Below are 19886 nucleotides of genomic sequence, written 5' to 3'. Positions count from 1 at the left end.
TCATGACTCCTCGCTCAACGCGCCATCAAGCATGTGCAGTGTTCGATTGCCGTGGCGGGCGACGTCGGCGTCGTGGGTGATGAGCACGACCGTGCGGCCGACGGCGTTGAGGTCGTCGAAGAGGGTGAGGATGGCCGATGCGGTTACGCTATCCAGGTTTCCGGTCGGTTCATCGCACAACAGCACCGCGGGGTCGGATGCCAACGCTCGGGCGATGGCTACTCGTTGTTGCTGTCCGCCCGAGAGTTCGGTCGGCAGCCGGCGGTCGAAAGCCCCGAGTCCGACTGCCTCCAACGCCTCGTATGCGCGAGCGCGAGACTCTCGCTCCGTCGTTCCGTTGTACAGGTCGCTGAGCATCACGTTCTCTAAGCAGGTACGTTGTTCGAGCAGGTGGAAGGACTGGAAGACGAACCCGATGTCGGTGCCCCGCACACGCGCCCGCTCGTTTTCCGAAAGCGGCGTGACGTCCTGGCCTCTCAACGCGTAGGTTCCCGCCGTCGGCTTGTCGAGAAGGCCGAGAAGGTTCAGAAGAGTCGATTTCCCAGAGCCGGACGGGCCGACGATGGTGACGAAATCGCCTTCATCGATGGTGACGGAGGACGTTACCAGCGCGTGCACCTCGGGTGGCCCAGGGTAGACACGCGAGACGTCTCGCAGTTCGACGACAGCTGTCATTGCACGCCCAGCACGACCAGGCCACCGACAGCGAGATCTCCGTCGCTGGCGGTCACTCGCGCCTGTCCGCCTCCCGTCTCTTCGACAGTCACCATGACGCGATGAGGGTTCTCCCCGTGCACGTGCAGTACATATGTTCCGCCGGTCGCGTTCGAGCGGATAGCGGAGAGCGGAACGATGAGACCGACCTCAGCGTCCGCGCCGGTCAAGACGGTGATCTCCACCTTTCGGTCAATAGCCGCGGCTGGCAACGCAACATCCGGCTGGACTGTGACGGTGGCCCGGCTGACTCCATCGTCTCCCGTGACCAAGCCGCCCACCGCGGTGATCGTGCCGTCCTGCGCACCGCCGATGGCACTGCCTGTCACGGATACGCGGTCACCGATGTGAACAAGCTGCGACGTCGCATCGGCGACTTCTGCTATCACTGTCGGATCGGATGTGGTCGCCCGAATCAGCGGACTCTCGACCGCTCCTCCGAGCGGGGACGCGACACTGAGAACCGTAGCCGTGGCCGCGGCGCCGAATACGAGCTCCGCCTGGAGAGCGGCGCTGTCCACAGGAGCCACATACCCTGCAGCTTTGTAGAGGGCCTGCAGAGCACGGGTCGTCGCCGTCCCCCACGTGCCATCGGGCTCGCCGCTCAGCCACGGACGCAGCCCTTCCTGCAGGCGCCGAACATCCTCACCCTTGTCCCCGGGGCGCAGGTCCCGCAGCAGCGGTATAGAGCCTTGCAGGTAGATCACGGGCCTGTCGTTCACCTCGGCGATGACGGTACCGGCGGTGAACTGCGCTCCGAGGGCTACCGGCAGACCTGTGACAACACCTCCCCCGTTTGGCGTGAGGTCGGTCACGCTGCCGAGAGCAACGACTCCGGACAGGAGAAGCGGGTCGGTGATAGTGCCCTCTTCGACGGCAACGGTCAGCTCACTGTGCGCGGGCGGGGCAGCATCCGCCGCAACTTGTGCGGGCGAGCGCACGAAGAAGCCGGCCGCACCCCCGATGGCCGCAGATACGAGAGCTGTGACGAGGATCAGGGTGCCTACTCGACGTGTCGGCGTCGTCCGGGGCTTGTCGTCCATCGTCTCTATTTGCCCAGGAGTGTGTTCACGGCCTCGAGTCGCTTCCGCTCTCCGTCCAGCGCTGATTGGAACGTGTCCGGCTGCTTGTCTATCGCTTGCTGCTCGTAGTCGGCGAGGACGTAGTAGAAAGTGTCCGGCCAGCGGCTTTCCTTCGTGCACTCGACATCTGCCAAGGCCACGGCGATAGTGTCCGCGCTGATCGCGCCCGCATTCGCAGTCGGAGCTTCCTCGAAGCGTGCGTAATCGAAGCCGGCATCCTTCATGCATGCCGACCAGGCGCTGGCTTTCTCTTTCACCGCATCGTGACTGAACGTGAGGCCGTAGACGTCGGACGTCAGGTCGCGGAGGTCGACGAACGGAACTCCGATCTCGTCTTCGACGACTCCGTAGCACCCCTTCGCGGATGGCGCATTGCCTTCGACGTCTGTCGGGATGAGCTCTGAGGAAAGTACCTGGTCATCGCCCCCCTCGCCGGGGATCATTCCTTGCTCGGGGCCGTACATCACCGCCGCCAGCTGCGCGGCCTCCGTCGGATCGCTCGGCATAACCGGGTTCAAGTTCTCCGCGCTGGACAGGTAGATGCCGGCCCCATTCGACCACTCGCCTCCGGGAGGTGCTGCGTAGCCGTACTCTTCGGCCTGGTCACGCGGGAGAGTACCGAGCCTGCCTCCCCATTGGTAGATGAGAGGCACGTCCGGATCTTCACTCAGCTGCTGGATGTAGTCGCCGCTGAACGTCGCAGAGAGACCGAAGTCGGCGATGCACCGGTTCAGTAGAGCGGCCGTGCCCTGTTGCAGCTGCTCACGTTCGGAGTTGCTCATCGCGAACGAATCGAACGGCAACGCTGCGAGCGCCTGCGTCGCGGAGAGTTCTGCAGGAAGGTCCGGGGTGGTCCATCCCTCTTCCGACGACGCGTTGGAGCATCCCGAGATGACGAGTGCGGCAATGGCGAGCAGGGGCAGTGTAGGCGCGAGGCGTTTCATGGGTTCGGGGCGTTCCTAATCTCGAGACGGTGGGGACGTGAGACCGGGCACGCAGTAGGCCCGGTCTCACGCGTGGGTCAGACTCCCGAGAACCCCGACCAGGACCCGCAGCCGAGCTGCGTGCCGTTGTTGATGGAGCACGCCTGGACGCGGAACTCCCAGCCAGGAAGCACCCACAGGGTGCGCGACTCGGTCGTGCCGGCGCCCTTGATGTTGTCAACGTACTGGTTGCTGGTATTGCCACGGAGGTTGTACGCGGTGCGGGAGCCCCACCCGTCGTTGTAACGGTCGGTGCTGGACATCGTGTCCGAGGATGCATTCCAGTACGCGGTGGCGCGCGCCTGGCCGCCTGTCGTGTACGTCGCCGTGGCGTCGGCCATCGCCGCAACCGACGGCGTGACGATCAGGGCGGCGGACACTGCCGTCGCGGCGGCGAACTTCGCCAAGCGCTTCTTCGTGCTCAACTTCATTTTCTCTCCTCATGGATGCGAGGCCTGGATCAGTATTGACCAGTTTCACCTCGGTTCCCCCTGAGTGTGAAAGACAGCGTTTCGGAGTGTCTGTCCCCCTTTCGGAGGACACGATGGTGGCCTTTTGCAGGCACAAGGAACACCTGACACACATCTTTCCTGCCCTCACTTCGGCGTATTCCTGCGGCCAAATGCGGACGATGAGCGGGCGCCGTGCTGCCGTCGCCGCAGCCGCCGTCACCGCTTCTCTCTGCGCCTGTCGCGTCGATCAGAAAAATGTCTGTCAGGATTTTCCGTCTCGCGCAAACACCACTCCATCGACGTATGTCGCTCAGCGGGGCTCGAGAGTCTGACATCCGAGCAGTGAGTTCTTCTCCACCGACACCACCCAGTCGCGCAGCGGGAGCTTGCCGCGCGTCTGTCCGGCTCGCCGTGCGGCCGACGGATCTCGCAATTGCGCGACTGGATCCGTGAAGCCAGCGACACCCGGCCACACCCACACCGTGGTCGTGCTCGTCCCCTCCGGGACCGATGGGAACTCCGTCGATGGCGCTGCGACCGGAGAGTCCTCACCCCACCGGGAACCGTCCCACCACCGGGTCGCGCCCTTGTCGTCGACATACCAACCCGCGGGCGTGGTCACGAACGATCTCGGAGGTCGAGGCGAGCACAAGTCGTCATTGGCATGTGACCACCCTATTCATCGTGAGGGCCACGGTGACGAGAGAAGGCCCCCGCGGTAATCGCGTGGGCCTTCGAGTTCCGCGGCGTTCCGCGGATGTGGTGGTGGCGAGTGAGGGATTCGAACCCCCGAATGCTGAGCAGTCTGATTTACAGTCAGATCCCTTTGGCCGCTTGGGTAACTCGCCAGAGCGCACCCGTCCGACTTGGACAGCCAACCGGGGGCACGAGAGACAAGCATACCTGCCGAAGGCGGGTGCAAGAAATCGAACGGTCAGCTGCCGTTCACGCCGCGCCTGGAGTCCTCCAACGACTCGGGTGTCCGCAGCAGACCACCCTCGGCGCGACAGGTCGCGGCGGCGACGTCCATCGCGCGCAGCAGCAGTGCGCGCCACTCCCCCAGGTCGGACGGAGACGCTGTGACCAGGCCCTCCGAAACTGCCGCGAGAGTCGCGTCCCCCGCGCCGACGGTATCGATCACGGCACCGGGAAGCTGCGCGATGGGAGCGGAGACGATGCCGGCATCCGCATCGATGGTGGCGCCGTCGGCACCCGCGGTCGCGAGGACGGCAGCAGCGCCGAGGGCCCGCAGACGGGCGCGCAGGGCGTCGAGGTCGCCGTCGTAGAGGATCGTCGCGTCATCCGCGCCGACCTTGACGATGGCGGCCGAAGCCGCGAGCCGCTCGAAGCCGCGGACGAACTCCTCACGATCGCTGAGCATTCCGGTGCGCGGGTTGGGGTCGACGGCAACGCGCGCGTCCCCCAGGGCATCGGTCAGGGCGTCGACCTCGACCGGCACGTCGAAGGGGAAGCAGCTGATCGCGACGAGCCCGGCGTCGGCGATCGCCTGTCGAGCCTCGTCGGAGTACCGGATGCTGCGCTTCTGTGCGGCGTCGTTGAAGACGTACTGCGGCTCACCGTTCGCCGCCCGTTGCACCATCGCCCGCGAGGACCCGAGCGGGGCCTCACTCCCGATCAGCCGCACGCCGTGGTCGGAAAGGTACTCGCGGATGTGCGCGCCGGCCTCGTCATCTCCCACCATCGCGATCAGCGTCGTCACGACTCCCAGGCGCCGCAGTCCGACGGCGACGTTGAGTGCGGCACCGCCGACGAGCTCGCGCACCCCCGAATCGTCGCGGATCTCATCGATCAAGGCATCGCCGATCACGACCACGGAACCGGCGGAAGAAGTCTGGTTGCTCACCCGCCGACACTATCGCGGCACGGGGAGCCGACGGCAACACCGCGCTCCTCTGCCATCCCGACACCGATGCGCAGTACGGTGTGGCCATGAAGCCCCGACTCACCGGCGCTGCCGCGGCACTCCTCCTCCTCGTCGCACTGACCGCCTGCACCCCGCAGACGGGCGGCGCGAGCGCTTCGCCGAGCCCGGCAGGGAGCGAGACGGCCGACCCCGAGCAGACCGGCTCGCCGTCGCCCAGCCCCACGCCGACCAGCGCACCCGTCGCGCTCCCGACCGACTGCCGTGCGATCCTGTCCGACGCCGTCCTGGCCGAACTCGGGGAGACACCGCTCAACGACGCCGCCTTCGGCCCTTCCGGCGTGGGCTCCGACGGCACTCTGACCTGCATCTGGGCCGACCCCGGCGCCGACACGACCGGTCTCACGACCACGATCTCCCGGATGAACCGCGGACCCGCGCTCGACATGTTGAACGCTCTCGCGAACGATGAGGGCTTCTCCTGCTTCACCCCGGACGGCGGCACGCGCTGCGAGAAGACGTGGCCCAATGCGCAGTACCCGGTGACAGACGGCCGCACCCTCTTCTGGCGGGAGGATGTGCTCATCGACACGCGCTACTCGAACCTGGCGCCGAGCGGGTACACCTCGAGCATCGTGGAGCACCTCTTCGGCTGACCTCGTCCACCGCGCGGCTGCCAGGCGCCACGCGACTGCACCAGGGCACGAAGAAGGCCCCAGGCGAATCGCCTGGGGCCTTCTCAGTCACTCAGCACTCAATCAGTTATAAGTGCCGGGGGTGATGTCGTCCGTCGAGAACGCGTCGAAGTCGACGTAGCCGAAGTCGCCGTCAGCGTACGCGCCGTCGGATGCGAAGATCCGGTTCGGGTAGCGCTCGCTCTTGGCTTCCTCGGTGGCCTCGACCGTGACGTCGCGGTACTTCGAGAGACCGGTTCCGGCGGGGATGAGCTTACCGATGATGACGTTCTCCTTGAGACCGACCAGCGGGTCACGCTTGCCCTGCATCGCAGCCTCGGTGAGCACGCGGGTCGTCTCCTGGAAGGAGGCGGCCGACAGCCACGACTCGGTCGCGAGCGACGCCTTCGTGATACCCATCAGCTCCGGACGGCCCGACGCGGGGCGCTTGCCCTCTGCCACTGTCTCGCGGTTGATCGACTGGTAGCGCTTGAGGTCGACCATCTCACCCGGCAGCAGGTTCGTGTCGGCGTGATCGACGACGGTGACCTTGCGGAGCATCTGACGGACGATGACCTCGATGTGCTTGTCGTGGATCGGCACACCCTGCGAGCGGTACACGCCCTGGACGCCGCCGACGAGGTAACGCTGCACCTCGCGAGCACCCATGACGCGCATGATCTCCTTGGGGTCGAGCGTGCCCACCAGGATCGGCTGACCGACCGTAACGTGCTGCCCGTCCTCGACGAGAAGCGTCGCACGCTTCAGCACCGGGTAGATGACCGGCTCGTCACCGCTGTCGGGCGTGAGGATGACCTTCTTGCCCTTGTCGGTCTCGTCGATCGTGATGCGGCCATCGGCCTCGGCGATCGGCGACGCGCCCTTGGGGGTACGCGCCTCGAAGAGCTCCTGCACACGGGGAAGACCCTGCGTGATGTCATCCGCCGATGCCGAACCACCCGTGTGGAAGGTACGCATCGTCAGCTGGGTACCGGGCTCACCGATCGACTGGGCCGCGATGATGCCGACGGCCTCTCCGATGTCGACCGTCTTGCCGGTCGCGAGCGAACGGCCGTAGCACTGCGCGCAGACACCGACAGCGGAGTCGCAGGTCAGGACCGAGCGCACCTTGATGCTCTCGACACCGAGTCCGACGAGCTTGTCGATCAGCACATCACCCACGTCGTCGCCGGCCGAGGCGAGAACCTCGCCCGACTCGTTCACGACGTCGGAGGCCAGCGTACGAGCGAACACCGAGTTCTCGACGTTCGCGTCGCGCACGAGCTCACCCTGCGAGTTCGGAGCGGCGATCGGGAGCTCGAGGCCCTTCGACGTGCCACAGTCCTCTTCGCGGATGATGACGTCCTGCGAGACGTCCACCAGACGACGGGTCAGGTAACCCGAGTCGGCGGTACGCAGAGCGGTGTCGGCCAGACCCTTACGGGTACCGTGCGTCGCGATGAAGTACTCCGCAACCGACAGACCCTCGCGGTACGAGGAGATGATCGGACGCGGGATGATCTCACCCTTGGGGTTGTTCACCAGACCACGCATACCGGCGATGTTCCGGATCTGCAGCCAGTTACCACGAGCACCCGACGACACCATGCGGTTGATGGTGTTGTCCTCGGGGAAGTTCGCCTTCATGGCGGCCTGAACCTCGTCGGTCGCCTCGGTCCAGATCTTGATGAGCTCCTGGCGACGCTCGGAGTCGGTCGTCAGACCCTTTTCGTACTGCGACTGGACCTTCGCGGCCTGCTTCTCGTAGCCGGCGACGATCTCCGCCTTGTTCGGCGGGGTGAGGATGTCGCTCAGGGCGACGGTCACACCGGAGCGCGTGGCCCAGTAGAAACCGGCGTCCTTGATGCGGTCCAGCGACGCAGCCGTCTCGACCTTGGGGTACTCCTCGGCCAGCTTGTTGACGATCTGCGACAGCTTGTTCTTGTCAGCCTGCTCGCGGACGAACGGGTAGCCCTTGGGCAGCGTGTCGTTGAAGATCGCCTGACCCAGCGAGGCGTCGACGAGACCGTGACGCTCGTAGCCCTCGGGAGCTTCGCCCTCGAGGAAGGTCAGACCGGGGATGCGGATGCGGATCTTCGCCTGCAGGTCGAGGGAACCCTCGTCCTTGGCCAGGATCGCCTCGCCCACAGAACCGAACGCACGTCCCTCACCGGCTGCACCCTCCTTGACCGTGGTCAGGTGGTGGAGGCCGATGATCATGTCCTGCGAAGGCAGGGTGACCGGACGACCGTCAGACGGCTTCAGAATGTTGTTCGACGCGAGCATCAGCACGCGGGCCTCGGCCTGAGCCTCGACCGACAGCGGCAGGTGGACAGCCATCTGGTCACCGTCGAAGTCGGCGTTGAACGCCGCGCAGACGAGCGGGTGCAGCTGGATGGCCTTGCCCTCGACGAGCTGAGGCTCGAACGCCTGGATGCCGAGGCGGTGCAGCGTGGGTGCACGGTTGAGCAGAACCGGACGCTCACGGATGATCTCCTCGAGCACGTCCCAGACCTCGGGACGGGTGCGCTCGACGGCACGCTTGGCCGCCTTGATGTTCTGCGAGTGACCGAGGTCGATCAGGCGCTTGATGACGAACGGCTTGAAGAGCTCCAGAGCCATCTGCTTGGGCAGACCGCACTGGTGCAGCTTCAGCTGCGGGCCGACGATGATGACCGAACGGCCAGAGTAGTCGACACGCTTTCCGAGCAGGTTCTGGCGGAAACGACCCTGCTTACCCTTCAGCATGTCGCTGAGGGACTTCAGGGCACGGTTGCCGGTACCGGTGACGGGGCGACCACGGCGACCGTTGTCGAACAGTGCGTCGACGGCCTCCTGCAGCATGCGCTTCTCGTTGTTGACGATGATCTCGGGGGCACCGAGGTCGATCAGACGACGAAGACGGTTGTTGCGGTTGATCACGCGGCGGTACAGGTCGTTCAGGTCACTGGTCGCGAAGCGTCCACCGTCGAGCTGGACCATCGGGCGCAGCTCCGGCGGGATCACCGGGACGACGTCGAGGACCATCGCGGCCGGGCTCATGCCGGTCTCGAGGAACGAGCTGACGACCTTGAGGCGCTTGATCGCACGGATCTTGCGCTGGCCCTTGCCCTCGGAGATCTGCAGACGCAGGTTCTCCGCCTCGGCGACGAGGTCGAAGGCCGCAAGGCGGCGCTGGATCGACTCGGCACCCATGTAGGCCTCGAAGTACTGTCCGAACCGGTCCTGCAGCTCGTGGAAGACGTCGTCCTCCGGGCGCAGGGCGCCGACCTCGAGGGTGCGGAAGTCCTCCCACACGCGCTCCAGCTTCAGGATCGCCTCGTCGGCACCCTTGCGGATGAGCGACATCTCCTTCTCGGCGGCGTCCTTGACCTTCTTCTTGGCGTCGGCCTTGGCACCCTCCGCCTCGAGAGCGGCGAGCTCCTCCTCCAGCTTGGCCAGGCGCTCCGCGATCTTGGAATCGCGGCGGTCGCCGAGCGTCTTCAGCTCGAGACGGATGTTGTTCTCCTGCGTGCCCAGGTCGCGGTGACGAGCTTCCTCGTCGACCGAGATGACCATGTAGGCGGCGAAGTAGATGACCTTCTCGAGGTCCTTCGGCGCCATGTCGAGCAGGTAGCCCAGACGCGAGGGCACGCCCTTGAAGTACCAGATGTGGGTGACGGGAGCGGCGAGCTCGATGTGACCCATGCGCTCACGACGGACGGAGCTCTTGGTGACCTCCACGCCGCAGCGCTCGCAGACGATGCCCTTGAAGCGGACACGCTTGTACTTGCCGCAGGCGCACTCCCAGTCGCGGGACGGGCCGAAGATCTGCTCTCCGAAGAGACCATCCTTCTCCGGCTTCAGGGTGCGGTAGTTGATGGTTTCGGGCTTCTTGACCTCGCCGTAGGACCACGCGCGGATGTGGTCTGCGGTCGCCAGGCCGATGCGAAGCTCATCGAAAGTTGTGGACTCGAGCACTAGTTCTCCTGTGTCGGAAATTCTTTTTGAGAAGTCTGCTGGGGTGTGCCCGGGAGTTGGATCCCGGGCACACCTGCGGATTAGATCTCGTCGATCGAGGCGGCCTCGAAGCGGCTGGAGATGTTGATACCGAGCTCTTCTGCGGCGCGGAACGCCTCATCGTCGGTGTCGCGGAGGTTCACCAGCGTGCCGTCGGCCGAGAGGACCTCGACGTTCAGGCAGAGCGACTGCATCTCCTTCATGAGCACCTTGAAGGACTCGGGGATGCCGGGCTCCTGGATGTTCTCGCCCTTGACGATCGCCTCGTACACCTTGACGCGGCCGAGGATGTCGTCGGACTTGATCGTGAGGAGCTCCTGGAGCGCGTATGCGGCGCCGTAGGCCTCGAGGGCCCACACCTCCATCTCACCGAAGCGCTGTCCACCGAACTGCGCCTTACCACCGAGCGGCTGCTGGGTGATCATCGAGTACGGACCCGTGGAACGCGCGTGGATCTTGTCGTCGACCAGGTGGTGCAGCTTCAGGATGTACATGTAGCCCACCGAGATCGGCGCCGGGAACGGCTCGCCGGAGCGGCCGTCGAACATCTGGGCCTTTCCGGTGGAGTCGATCAGACGCACACCGTCGCGGGTCGGGATGGTCGCGTCGAGGAGACCTGCGATCTCCTCCTCGCTCGCACCGTCGAACACCGGGGTGGCGACCTTCGTGCCGGGAGCTGCCTCGAAGGCCTGCTCCGGCAGACGGGATGCCCACTCCGGGGTGCCCTCGACCTTCCAGCCCTGCTTCGCGATCCACCCGAGGTGGGTCTCGAGGACCTGACCGAAGTTCATTCGACCGGGGATACCGAGCGGGTTGAGCACGATGTCGACCGGGGTACCGTCCGCCATGAACGGCATGTCCTCGATCGGGAGGATCTTCGCGATGACACCCTTGTTGCCGTGACGGCCGGCGAGCTTGTCACCCTCGGTGATCTTGCGCTTCTGGGCGATGTAGACCACGACGCGGCGGTTGACGCCAGAGCCGAGCTCGTCGTCGCCGTCCTCGGCGTTGAACTCCTTGACCGCGATGATCGTGCCCTGCTCGCCGTGAGGCACCTTCAGGGACGTGTCGCGGACCTCGCGGCTCTTCTCGTTGAAGATCGCACGGAGCAGACGCTCCTCGGCCGACAGCTCGGTCTCACCCTTCGGCGTGACCTTGCCGACGAGGATATCGCCGGGGCGGACCTCGGCACCGATGCGGATGATGCCGCGCTCGTCGAGGTCCTTCAGCAGCTCCGGGCTGACGTTGGGGAGGTCACGGGTGATCTCCTCCTTGCCGAGCTTGGTGTCGCGAGCATCGACCTCGTACTCCTCGATGTGGATCGAGGAGAGGGTGTCGTCCTTCACCAGGTCCTGGCTCAGGATGATCGCGTCCTCGAAGTTGTAGCCCTCCCACGTCATGAAGGCGACGAGGAGGTTCTTTCCGAGGGCCAGCTCACCGTTCTCGGTGGCGGGGCCATCGGCGATGACCTCTCCGACCTCGACGCGCTCACCGGCGTTGACGACGACCTTCTGGTTGTACGACGTGCCCTGGTTCGAGCGGTCGAACTTGCGGAGGTGGTACTCCTGCGTTCCGCCCTCGTCGAGCATGACGACGACGCGGTCTGCGGAGACCTCGGAGACGACACCGGCCTTCTCGGCGGTGATGACGTCACCGGCGTCGATGGCCGTGTAGCCCTCCATACCGGTTCCGACGAGCGGCGAGTCGCTGCGCAGCAGCGGCACAGCCTGACGCTGCATGTTGGCACCCATGAGGGCGCGCTGTGCGTCGTCGTGCTCGAGGAAGGGCACGAGCGAGGTCGCGACCGACACCATCTGGCGCGGCGAGACGTCGATGTAGCCGATGTCCTCCGGGAGGAACATGTCGACCTCACCGCTACCGCCCTTGGGACGGGCCAGGACGTGGCTCTCGATGAAGCGACCCTTGGCATCGAGCGGGGCGTTGGCCTGCGCGATGTTGAAGTCGACCTCTTCGGAAGCGGTCAGGTAGTCGATCTGGTCGGTGACGACGCCACCCTCGACCTTGCGGTACGGGGTCTCGATGAAACCGAACGAGTTGATGCGCGCGAAGGTCGCGAGAGCACCGATCAGACCGATGTTCGGGCCTTCAGGAGTCTCGATCGGGCACATGCGGCCGTAGTGCGAGGGGTGGACGTCACGGACCTCGACGCCGGCGCGGTCACGCGAGAGACCACCGGGGCCGAGCGCGGACAGACGACGCTTGTTCGTCAGACCCGCGAGCGGGTTGTTCTGGTCCATGAACTGCGACAGCTGCGACGTTCCGAAGAACTCCTTGATCGCGGCGACGACGGGGCGCACGTTGATCAGGGTCTGCGGGGTGATCGCCTCGATGTCCTGCGTGGTCATGCGCTCGCGGACGACGCGCTCCATGCGGGACAGACCGGTGCGGACCTGGTTCTGGATCAGCTCGCCGACCGCGCGGATGCGACGGTTGCCGAAGTTGTCGATGTCGTCGGTCGCGAGACGGATCTCGGCCTTCTTGCCACCGCGGATGCCCGTGAAGGTCTCCTCGGTACCGGCGTGCAGACGCACGAGGTACTTGATCGTGGCCACGATGTCCTCGACGGTCAGCACCGAAGAGTTCAGCGGCTGGTCCAGGCCCAGCTTGTGGTTGATCTTGTAGCGACCGACCTTGGCCAGGTCATAGCGCTTCGGGTTGAAGTAGAAGTTGTCCAGCAGCGCGCGCGCGGCCTCGGCAGCGACCTGCTCGCCCGGACGGAGCTTGCGGTAGATGTCGCGGAGCGCATCTTCCTTGGTGACGATCGTGTCCTTCGCGAGCGTCTCCTCGATCGAGGTGTAGCCGGCGAACTCGGCGAGGATCTCCTCGCTGGTCATGCCCAGCGCCTTGAGGAAGACCGTGACCGACTGCTTGCGCTTGCGGTCGACGCGCACGCCCACCTGGTCGCGCTTGTCGATCTCGAACTCGAGCCATGCTCCACGGCTCGGGATGACGCGAGCCGACACGATGTCCTTGTCACTCGTCTTGTCGGGGGTCTTGTCGAAGTAGACACCCGGCGAGCGCACGAGCTGCGACACGACGACGCGCTCGGAGCCGTTGATGATGAACGTGCCCTTGTCGGTCTGCAGCGGGAAGTCGCCCATGAAGACCGTCTGGGTCTTGATCTCACCCGTGAGGTGGTTCATGAACTCGGCCTCGACGTACAGCGGAGCGGCGTAGGTCTTGCCACGCTCCTTGCACTCCTCGATCGAGTACTTCTCCGGCTCGAGGTAGGGGTTCGTGAACGACAGCTGCATCGTCTCGCCGAGGTCCTCGATAGGAGAGATCTCCTCGAAGATCTCGCCCAGACCGCTGTTCTCGTTGACGTCGGTGCGACCCTGCTTCTTGGCCTCGGCCACGCGCGCCTTCCAGGCGTCGTTGCCGACCAGCCAACCGAAGGATTCGGTCTGCAGGGCGAGAAGGTCAGGGACCGTCAGCGTGTCGGAGATCTTGGCGAACGAAAGACGGGATGCTCCGCGTCCGTTCTTGGTGGTGGTGGATGTGGATGCGTTGCGAGCAGCAGCCAAGGGAATAACCTCCGTGAGCCCCGCAGGGCTTCTCGATTCCTTTGTCGTCAGGTGGAGTGTGCGCCCGGGAACTCAACAGATGCCGACCACCATATGAGGGCAGGGAGAAGCGAGCGCAACTACCTACTATACGCACGATTATGCGACATGGCAAGCGCAGTCCTTGACCAATCTCGGAAGCTGCGGTATGAGTACGCGATCACCGGGTTCCGCGTCCGCTCGGAACCCCGGCTGGGCGGTGGGATACCCGCGCGCACCCCACCGCCCAGGTGCTCAGGAGCGCCGACGTCGCAATCGGGCCCCGACCACGAGCAACACCGCAGCGAGCAGGATCGCGGCGATGGGCATCTCTGCGCCGGTCGCCGGAAGAGTGCCGTCCGATCCGCCTCCGCGACCCCCCGCACCCGAGGACCCTCCGGCATCCCCCGGCGCACCGCCGTCATCCCCTGATCCCGCGCCGTCTCCGCCGCCGGTCCCCGGCCCCGTCCCCGGCCCAGGCCCGGGGCCACCCGGATCGGCCGGGGTGATCCGCAGCACACGCAGAGATGCCGATGACGCGGTGCCACCGATGTACAGCGCCTCCCCCGACGCGGCGTGCGCCGAGGCCGGGTTCTGCCCCGCGGTCGGAGCGGGCCCCAACGCCAGGTAGGAGATCTCCTCCCCGGGGGCGCTGAGCACTCGCGTCTTCATCCCGTCGGGGTCGACCTGCACGAGCCGACCGGCGACGTTCATATAGAGGAAGCCACTGGAGTCCCAGCGGGTGAAGACCGGCCGCCACATGCCGAAGCGGGTGACATCCGGGAACACGTTCGCGCCCTTGACGTACGCCATGGTGTCAGGGTCGAGAGCGAAGACCCACCCGTCGGCCGATCCCCAGAGCAGACCGTCGGCGCCGATGTCGAGGCCGCCGATGAGCGTCGGCCGCTGCCCACTGGGGAGCTCGAGCGCGAACTCCCCCGTCTTCTCCAGAGTGGTCGCATCTACCGTGAACAGCTTGGCCTCGCTCGCCGTCGGCTCCACGCCGAGACCGCCCCGGATGGTCGTCGAGCCGTAGATCACGTTTCCTCGCTGCGCGACACCGACGACCGATTGGTCCTTGACGACGTCACGCAGCACGGTCTTGTCGCCGTCCGCGAGGTCGATGACCGTCAGCGCCCCGCCAAGTGCACCGTAGTCAGGGATGGAACCGATCAGGAGACGCCCCTCGTGCTCGCGCATCGCATAGGGGCGATCCTGATGCTCCCCGAGGACGTATGCGGGAACAGCGCGTGTACCCGACTCGGTCGTCTCCAGCCGCACGATGGCTCCACCGGGGTAGACGCCGCCGTAGGTCACGCCCTGTGCGGTCGTCGCCATCGCCTCGAGCTGATCGAGGCGGAACGACGTCCGCTGACCCGTGGCAGGCACGTACCGCGCCCCCGTCCCACCCGGGTACCCGCTCATCAGCAGGCTGCCGTCTCCGGCGAACTCCAGGGTGTGCAGCGGACCGGGCTGCCCCGACATGACCGTGGGGTAGGCGACCACAGCCCCCGTGTCGACATCGAAGAGCGTGACCTGGCCGCCGCTCTGGATCGTCGCGAGCGCCGATACCGGCTGACGCGGGTCATCGACGTGCACCCAGCCCGCTCCGCGCAGCGAGGTCCCGAACGCCGCGACATCGCGTACGGAGAGGTCCGCCAGGTCGACCTCGATCAACCGACGGTTCACGGGGACGTAGATGCGGCCGTCCCTGACGGGAAGCTGGCCGAAGTTGAACGCGCCCACGTCTCCGGCGACGTTCTTGCCGATCGTCGTCTCCCGCCAGACGCCGGTGTCGAGATCGTAGAACGCGAGGCGCATGAGCGGATCGTAGAACTGCACGACCAACGTGCGGTCCGCGACACCCATCGAGTAGGCGAACGGCATCTGCTCGGGCGTCACACCGAGGATGGCTGGCAGATCATCCGAGATGACCCGGGTGACGCCGGACTCGGGGTCGAGCGCGAGGACGTTTCCGCGCGCCCCGGTACCGACGAAGACGGTTCCGTCGGCGAAGGCCAGCGACCTCACATACTCCTGCCCTTCGACGATGCGTCCGTAATCGCGGAGCTCGTCGGTCGCCGGGTCGAATCGCACGACGTTGCCCGTCGGATAGTTCCCGACGTACACTCGACCCGCGTCGTCGAGGGTGAGCGCCCAGACCGACTTGACGCCACCGGGCATGATCGCTCTCTTGTGCAGTTCATCGCGCACGGGGTCGTAGGACCACAGCTCCCCCGTGCCCGCTCCGGTGAACACGCCGATGAAAACGGTTCCGTCCGGGGCGATGACGTGTCGCCACGCCTGCACGACGCCCGGCATCGGATGCGCCGCGACGAGCTTCTGACTCGTGACGTCAATCACGTTGAAGACCGCGTTCTCCCCGGACGCCGTGGTGTAGGCGACAGACTTGCCGTCGTGCTCGCCGATCGCGGAGTCGTTGAGCGAGACGGTCTGGATCGGAGCCCCCAGACTCTCCTCCTGACCGATGACCGGGAAGACCGCCTCGCCCGTGGGCGAGGTACCTTCGCCCGCGAACGCGGGCCCGGGGGCCGCGATCAGCAGGACTGCCGCGCAAAGCGCGCCGATGAGCGCCGCTCCTCTTCGTCTGGACATCATTGTCCTTTCTCCGCGAACGCGCGGATAGTTATCACAGAAGTTGTGATAACTATACTGATAGCACACAGCACCTGGAGCACGAGGAGTGCGCATGACCGATCGGGGACCGGCCCGCCTGCGGCGCCTCAACGCCGCCCGCGTCCTTGACGCACTGCGCACGCCCGACAGCCCGCTGACCCTGACCGCGCTCAGTGCTCGCGCCTCCGTCTCCCGCGCCTCCATGGAGTCGCTAGCCGCCGAGCTCGTCGACCTCGACCTGATCGCATCGGCGGCCGCAGCGCGGGGAGCCCCCGGGCGACCGGCGCGCGAATACTCTCTCAGCCCCACGGCGGGTGCCGTCGTCGGCATCGACATCGGCGCCCACGGAACGACGGCCCTGGCATCCGGACTCGATCTTCGCGTCCGTGGCCGGGCCCACGTGTCGAGCGGACCGACGCTCCCTCCCGGCGAACGGATCGCCGGAGCGATCAGAGCTGCAGAAGCCGCGCTCCAGCAGGCGGGGCTCTCCTCCGCGCGAGTGCACAGGATCCACGTGGGCACGGCGGGCATCGTCGACAGCGAAGGGGTGATCCGTCGCTCCGGGGCGCTGGAGGGGTGGAGCGGAGCACCTGTGGCCGAAGCACTCGTCGCGTCCTACCCGGCCGCCGGGGTCAGGATCGACAACGACATCCGTCTCTCCGCGATCGCCGAGCAGCGCGACGGGGTCGCCGCGGGACTCGATGACGTGATCCAGGTGCACCTCGGTGCTCGCACAGGTGCGGCCATCATCATCGGCGGCCGCGCGCACATCGGACGCGGCGGAGCAGCAGCCGAGATCGGCTTCCTGCCAGCGCCCTCGATGGAAGCGACGCCGGGACCTGCCGGACCTGCCCCGGCGGCGGTCGCAGCCCTCCTCGCCGCTGCCGAACGCGGCGACCCGGAGGCACGATCGCGCATCGATGCTTACGCCGACGCCGTCGTCGAGCGCATCCACCCACTGATCGTCGCCGTCGCGCCCCAGATGGTCGTGCTCGGCGGCGGTTTGACCCGTGCGCGCGACGTGGTGCTCCTCCCCCTCGCCACCCGCCTCTCCGAAGCGCTCCCCGACGAGATCCCCATCGAAACCGCGAGGCACGGGGATGACGGGGTTGCGTACGGAGCACTGCAAGACGCCGCCGCGGCCCTGCCGAGCGTCGAGCTGCTCGACAGGGCACGCGCGCGCGGACGCTGAGGCGCAGGCCGTCGTCAGGAGGCGATGCCCAGCTCGTTGCCGGGAATCGACGCCAGCAGACGCCGGGTGTACGGGTCGCGGGGGTTCGTGAAGATCTCCTCCGAGGTGGCGGCCTCGACGAGCTTGCCGTCCTTCATCACGCACACGTAGTCGCTGATCAGTCGCACCACCGCGAGGTCGTGCGAGATGAACAGATAGCTCAACCCGTACTCGCTCTGCAGGTCGCCGAGCAGCTTCAGGATCTGGTCCTGCACGAGCACATCGAGCGCCGACACCGGTTCGTCGCACACGATCAGATCCGGCGAGAGGGCGAGGGCACGCGCGATCGCGACGCGCTGCCGCTGCCCACCGGACAGCTCGGACGGGTACCGACGCAGCATCGACTGCGGCAGAGCCACGTCATCCAGCAGCTGACGCACGCGCCTGCGTCGGTCGGCGCCACTTCCCCTCTTGTAGAACTCCAACGGTTCGGCGATCAGGCGCTCGATCGTGAACATCGGGTTCAGGCTCGAGTACGGATCCTGGAAGATCGGCTGCACCTGCTGCCGGAACTCCTTCGTCTCCGCCCGAGTCAGCGACGCGATGTCCTTGCCCTCGTAGCGGATCAGCCCGCTGGTCGGCTCGATCACCTTGAGCAGCATCCGTGCCGTCGTGGTCTTGCCCGAGCCGGACTCGCCCACGATCGCCACGGTCTCGCCGCGCGGGATCACCAGCGACACGTCGTCGACGGCCACGAAGTCCTCCCCGCGTCCGCGCACCGGATACACCTTGGTGAGGTTCTCGATCTCGACGATGTTGTCGGCGGGAGCCGTCTCGGCAACGGTGCTCGCCTCCGCTGCCCTCTCCTGCACGCGGAACGCCTCCGGCTGCAGGCGGGCCGCGGCGACCGAGGGGGCCGCCTTCACGAGCGACTGCGTGTACGGATGCTGCGGGTCCTCCAGGATCTGCCGGGCATCGCCCTGCTCGACCACCTTGCCGCGATGCATAACGATCACACGCTCCGCACGCTCTGCCGCGAGCCCCAGGTCGTGTGTGATGAGCAGCACGGCCGTTCCCAGCTCGCGAGTCATCTGCCCGATCTGGTCGAGGATCGTCTGCTGCACCGTGACGTCGAGGGCGCTCGTGGGCTCGTCGGCGATCAGCAGTCGGGGCTTGCACGCCAGCCCGATCGCGATGAGCGCGCGCTGACGCATGCCGCCGGAGAACTCGTGCGGATACTGCTTCGCACGTCGTGCCGGGTCGGGAAGGCCCGCAGCGGTCAGAGCCTCGACCACCTTGGTCTGCACGTTCTGCCGTGTGGCGAGGCCGTGCGCGAGCAGCGTCTCCGCCACCTGGGTGCCGATCTTCGCGACCGGGTTCAGGTTGGACATCGGGTCCTGCGGCACGAGACCGATGTCACGACCGCGGATCGCGCGCATCTCATGCTCCGACGCGCGCGAGATCTCCTTCCCGTCGAGGCGGATGCTGCCGGAGGCGATCTTGCCGCCCCCGGCGAGCAGCCCGATGATCGCCATCGCGGTGGTGGACTTGCCCGAACCGGACTCCCCCACGATCGCGACGGTCTCGCCGGGGCGGATCTCGAGGTCCACGCCCTCCACGGCGTGCACGACACCGTCCATGGTGGCGAAGTCCACGGCCAGCCCCTGGACCGACAACAGCGGTTCGGTCGACATCTGCTTCTCCTTCGCGGCGCTCACGGCGCCGTCTTCCCGCGCGTTCATCGTGCCCTCGTCCGGGGATCCATCGCCTCGCGCAGCGCCTCACCCAGCAGGGTGAAGCCGAGCGCGGTGACCGCGATGCAGATACCGGGAAGGAAGGCGAGCCACGGCGCGATGGCCAGCTCGGACTGCGCGTAGGTGAGCATGCGGCCCCACTCCGCCGTCTCCGGGCGTCCGCCGCCGAGACCGAGGAACGACAGGGCCGCCGCATCGATGACGGCGGTGGCCAGCGTCAGGGTCCCCTGCACGATCACCGGACCGATGGCGTTGGGCAGCACATGCGACATGGTGATCTTGCCGCGACCGAGACCGAGGGTCTGCGCGGAGAGCACGTAGTCGCTCGAACGCTGCTGCAGCATCGACGCGCGCAGCAGGCGAGCGAAGATCGGCACCTGCGATGCCCCGATCGCGATCATGATCGCGAACGGGGTCTGACCGAGGATCGCGGCGATCGACACCGCGAGCAGAAGATTCGGCACCGACAGGATGATGTCGACGATGCGCATGATGAGGGTGTCCACCCACCCGCCGAACGTGCCGGCGAGCAGGCCGAGGATCATGCCCCCGACCAGACCCATCGCGGTGGAGATGACGCCGATCATGAGCGACGCCTGCGCGCCCCAGATGAGCTTGGACAGCACATCGCCGCCGAAGCGGTCCAGGCCCAGAGGGAACTGCGGCAGCTCTCCCGGACCCGGGATGTAGGTGGGCGTGATGTACTTCGCACCCGGCAGCGCCGTCTCCGGATAGGGAGCGAGCAGGGGCGCGAGGGCTGCGATGAGCAGGAACGCCACGACGATGGCCGCGCCGATCCACGCTGTCGGATTGCGACGGAGGCGACGGAACACGTCCCGCCAGAATCCGCCGGAACCGTTCTTCAGATCGGCCTGGGCGATCGCGACGGTGTCGATGCTGCCGCCGCTCTCTGCCGAAGGGCCCTGGGCGGGCGGGAGGGCGATGCTCATACGACCGCCTCCTTTCGCACGGTGG

Annotated in this window: 13 protein-coding genes and 1 tRNA gene; 2 read left to right on the top strand and 12 right to left on the bottom strand. The window is 66.5% G+C overall.

The genetic code is table 11. The features are described 5' to 3' along the window. The 7 genes from ASD13_RS13600 to ASD13_RS13570 form a co-directional block, all read right to left on the bottom strand. Complete coding sequence (locus ASD13_RS13600; RefSeq protein WP_055870139.1) at positions 1-675, bottom strand: ABC transporter ATP-binding protein; 675 nt, start codon at positions 673-675, stop codon at positions 1-3. Further along, a complete protein-coding gene (locus tag ASD13_RS13595) occupies positions 672-1757 on the bottom strand; it encodes a hypothetical protein (RefSeq protein ID WP_055870136.1) in 1086 nt (361 codons plus the stop codon). Before ASD13_RS13595 ends, ASD13_RS13600 begins: the two co-directional genes overlap by 4 nt. A gap of 5 nt (positions 1758-1762) precedes the next feature. Further along, a complete protein-coding gene (locus ASD13_RS13590; RefSeq protein ID WP_055870133.1) occupies positions 1763-2740 on the bottom strand; it encodes a hypothetical protein in 978 nt (325 codons plus the stop codon). Positions 2741-2817: 77 nt separating this feature from the next. Beyond that, positions 2818-3210: a hypothetical protein gene (locus ASD13_RS13585; RefSeq protein WP_055870130.1), complete on the bottom strand. Its 393-nt coding sequence runs from the start codon at positions 3208-3210 to the stop codon at positions 2818-2820. Positions 3211-3541: 331 nt separating this feature from the next. After that, positions 3542-3853, bottom strand: a complete 312-nt coding sequence (locus ASD13_RS13580) for a DUF2510 domain-containing protein (protein WP_055870127.1) — start codon at positions 3851-3853, stop codon at positions 3542-3544. 141 nt (positions 3854-3994) lie between these two features. Beyond that, positions 3995-4079 (bottom strand) — tRNA-Tyr (locus ASD13_RS13575). 86 nt (positions 4080-4165) lie between these two features. Continuing rightward, complete coding sequence (locus ASD13_RS13570) at positions 4166-5095, bottom strand: PfkB family carbohydrate kinase (protein WP_055870124.1); 930 nt, start codon at positions 5093-5095, stop codon at positions 4166-4168. A gap of 86 nt (positions 5096-5181) precedes the next feature. On the opposite strand from ASD13_RS13570, the gene ASD13_RS13565 reads away from it, so the two are divergent. Then, positions 5182-5769 (top strand): hypothetical protein, encoded by a 588-nt coding sequence (locus ASD13_RS13565; protein WP_055870121.1) that lies wholly within the window; start codon positions 5182-5184, stop codon positions 5767-5769. Positions 5770-5871: 102 nt separating this feature from the next. On the opposite strand, the gene rpoC is transcribed toward ASD13_RS13565, so the two are convergent. The 3 genes from rpoC to ASD13_RS13550 all read right to left on the bottom strand — a co-directional run bounded on the left by rpoC (position 5872) and on the right by ASD13_RS13550 (position 15965). Next, complete coding sequence (rpoC, locus tag ASD13_RS13560) at positions 5872-9747, bottom strand: DNA-directed RNA polymerase subunit beta' (RefSeq protein WP_055870118.1); 3876 nt, start codon at positions 9745-9747, stop codon at positions 5872-5874. Positions 9748-9827: 80 nt separating this feature from the next. Then, the gene (gene rpoB / locus ASD13_RS13555; RefSeq protein WP_055870115.1) at positions 9828-13331 is read right to left on the bottom strand and encodes a DNA-directed RNA polymerase subunit beta; all 3504 of its coding nucleotides are present in this window, start codon (positions 13329-13331) and stop codon (positions 9828-9830) included. Positions 13332-13604: 273 nt separating this feature from the next. Then, the gene (locus ASD13_RS13550) at positions 13605-15965 is read right to left on the bottom strand and encodes a PQQ-binding-like beta-propeller repeat protein (RefSeq protein ID WP_055870112.1); all 2361 of its coding nucleotides are present in this window, start codon (positions 15963-15965) and stop codon (positions 13605-13607) included. A 94-nt stretch (positions 15966-16059) separates the two neighbouring features. Here ASD13_RS13550 and ASD13_RS13545 point away from each other — a divergent pair, with 94 nt between their 5' ends. Further along, entirely contained in the window at positions 16060-17178 is a 1119-nt protein-coding gene (locus ASD13_RS13545) for an ROK family protein (protein ID WP_055870109.1), read from the top strand. Positions 17179-17192: 14 nt separating this feature from the next. Here ASD13_RS13545 and ASD13_RS13540 read toward each other — a convergent pair whose 3' ends face one another. Both ASD13_RS13540 and ASD13_RS13535 read right to left on the bottom strand, forming a co-directional pair. Beyond that, positions 17193-18899: an ABC transporter ATP-binding protein gene (locus ASD13_RS13540; RefSeq protein WP_082524382.1), complete on the bottom strand. Its 1707-nt coding sequence runs from the start codon at positions 18897-18899 to the stop codon at positions 17193-17195. Next, positions 18896-19861, bottom strand: coding sequence for an ABC transporter permease (locus ASD13_RS13535; RefSeq protein ID WP_055870106.1), 966 nt, complete (start codon positions 19859-19861; stop codon positions 18896-18898). The genes ASD13_RS13540 and ASD13_RS13535 overlap by 4 nt, the downstream gene beginning before the upstream one ends. Between the last annotated feature and the right edge of the window lie 25 nt (positions 19862-19886).

Source organism: Microbacterium sp. Root1433D1 (genome assembly GCF_001426835.1).
GTDB classification, from domain to species: domain Bacteria; phylum Actinomycetota; class Actinomycetes; order Actinomycetales; family Microbacteriaceae; genus Microbacterium; species Microbacterium maritypicum.
Note: the sequence above shows the minus strand (reverse complement) of the source record. Positions and strands in the feature narration are given on the sequence as shown.